This is a genomic window from Psychrobacter sp. DAB_AL32B, from assembly GCF_002224105.1.
Lineage (GTDB): Bacteria > Pseudomonadota > Gammaproteobacteria > Pseudomonadales > Moraxellaceae > Psychrobacter.
Genome location: NZ_NEXU01000111.1, coordinates 1 through 2,808, shown reverse-complemented (window position 1 = coordinate 2,808; position 2,808 = coordinate 1). Strand labels below are relative to the sequence as shown.

Sequence of the window (2,808 nt, the reverse complement as noted above, 5' to 3'; positions counted from 1 at the left end):
AGCAAATCTAAGAAAAAGAAAATATGACACAAATTACTGAAGGTTGATTAATGATGACTGTGGGTGTGTTGGTCACGTCAACTGGTAATGAAGCCCATCTTTAAATTTCTCCCAATCTCCACCCCATTCAATACTGAACCGCCCCAGTATTGTCGGAGACTCAACATTCTGAGAGAATATGACAATATCAGGGCGGTTCAAACAGTGCGGTGCGTAAAATAGTTGTTTTTTTATCGCTTTAAGGCACCAGTTATAAAGGGTATGTTTATCTCTATCGTTATCCACCTAGGCTTAGCGTAGAAACCTGCTTGCCTTCACTTTTTTTAATGGAATTTAGATAATGAATGTGGAATGATAATTACGTAAAAGGGACAAATTAATGTCCCTTTTCTTAGCTTTGATTTACTTGAGGCTTACCAGCTAAAGCCCATACCCACACCACCAGAGCTCTCATCTTTAGTGAAAGCACCACCTAGACTGAAGCTGGTATTGGGGTTTATAACACGTTGATAACCTAAGGAGACCGCTTGCTCAGAACCCTGAAAACCTGCGCCTACACCAATACGGTTTTTACCTTGTAGACCTGATGTGCTGGTTGCCATGTTTAACATCGCAGCACTCATCGCACCTTGACGATCAAAACGCTCATCAATTTCTTTAAAACGCTGTCCATTGTTTTGCACATAATTGTGAATCGAGTCATTTAGAGACGTAAATCTTTCATCAGTATAGGTGTTCGAGGTTTCGATAGCGCTCGTTTTTGCGGCTTGTAACTGACTTACATTGACTGCGTCATTATCAGCGGTACCATTAGCAACATTGATAATCTGACGTTGGTTAGTAGCAGAACCAACCGACACCGTATTTTCACGGCTAGAGCTAGAGTCATTACCGAGTACCACTGCATTTTTTGCAGCAGTATTGACGTTATTGCCTAGCACAAAAGTATTGTCGCCAGACACTGTATTATTATTGCCCATACTATAGCTGCTATTGCCACTGACAGTACTTGGATCACCAATCGCACCTGAGTAATTGCCAGTCACTTTATTGCCTGTACCAATGCTAATAGATTGCTCACCGATTGCTTGAGCACCATCACCCATTGCAATAGATTGCTTGCCTTGTGCACTTGCACTAGCTCCTAAAGCCATTGCGTTGTCTCCACTAGCAATCCCTTCGGCAGACGTACCACCATTAACTTTTATGTATTTATGCTGTGCAGCAATACTCTGTTTAACGATCAAAACCTGATCATCGGTATAACCTTTGGAGGCGGTTAAGGTTTCAGATGCTTTGCCATCGGTATAGCCTTTTGATGCGGTCAAGGTTTCAGATGCTTTGCCATCGGTATAGCCTTTTGATGCGGTCAAGGTTTCAGATGCTTTGCCATCGGTATAGCCTTTGGAGGCGGTTAAAGTCTCAGACGCTTTGCCATCGGTATAGCCTTTGGAGGCGGTTAAGGTTTCGGTCGCTTTGTCATCGGTATAGCCTTTGGATGCGCTCAAGGTTTCAGATGCTTTGTCATCGGTATAGCCTTTGGATGCGGTTAAGGTTTCAGATGCTTTGTCATCGGTATAACCTTTGGAGGCGGTTAAGGTTTCAGATGCTTTGTCATCGGTATAGCCTTTGGATGCGGTTAAGGTTTCAGATGCTTTGCCATCGGTATAACGTTTATTTACAGCATCCGTTTCGTTTGTCGCATCTGCTACGTTAGTGATACGCTTCTCGAAACCCTTGCTACCAACTGAAACTGTATTTTTTTCATCTGCGATGGAGAAACTACCAATGGCGGTTGCGCCTGTTGCAGTGGCTTGGCTATAACTTCCGAACACGCTGCTATCTTCACCTGATGCAGTGTTTCTATAACCCACTGCAATACTATAATCACCTTCTGATGTATTTTCAAAACCCACTGCGCTACTAGAATTACCTGATGCTTTATTAGCATAACCAACTGCACTACTTTTAGTTTTAGATGCAATATTCCTATAACCTAGCGCACTGCTATAACTACCTGACGCTTTATTGGTATAACCCACTGCGCTACTAGAATCACCTGATGCTTCATTAGCATAACCAACTGCACTACTTTTAGTTTCAGATGCAGTATTATTATAACCTAACGCGCTACTATAACTACCTGATGCGATATTGTTAGACCCTACGGCACTGCTGTTAATTTTAGATGCAGTATTCCTATAACCTAGCGCACTGCTATCATTACCCGTGGACTTATTAAAAAAACCCACTGCACTACTAGAGTCGCCTGTTGCTTCATTTGCATAACCTAATGCACTAGCTCCACTCATTGCTTTATTATCAATACCTAAGGCATTGCTATAGAGACCGTTAGCTGTATTATCTATTCCACATGCCAGTGCAATTGCACCTACTGCGGTACTTCCCGCAGAAACAGGATCAGTTACGCATACTACGCCTGCCCAAACTGTAGTGCCACTAATAGCTGCAATACTGAAAACAATTCCTTTTACAATCAAAACTTTATATCCAGTTGAGCGAGCAGTTTGGGTGACAGTGCCAGTGGTACAGTTAGTCTTACCAGCGCTCTTAGCACTTTCAGATACCACAACGACACAACCTAATGATTTACTCCAATTTTTTTTAAACACCTTATTCATAGCTCGCTCCATAAGCCTAAAAAATTATTCGTTGATAAAATCAAGGTTCTAGCTAGAACTTAAAGCAAAAGTATTTGTTAGAAGATTAATGAGTTACATTAATAATTCTTATAAATGAGAACTGTAACTTATTAAAGCACAAAATCAACATATCTGTAAAATTATA

Annotated in this window: 1 protein-coding gene; it reads right to left on the bottom strand. The window is 41.4% G+C overall.

Annotated elements, in window-relative coordinates; all coding sequences use genetic code 11:
• Positions 1-413 precede the first annotated feature (413 nt).
• On the bottom strand, positions 414-2,642 hold the full coding sequence (locus CAN34_RS12290; protein ID WP_165767657.1) for an ESPR-type extended signal peptide-containing protein: 2,229 nt from the start codon (positions 2,640-2,642) through the stop codon (positions 414-416).
• Positions 2,643-2,808 lie beyond the last annotated feature (166 nt).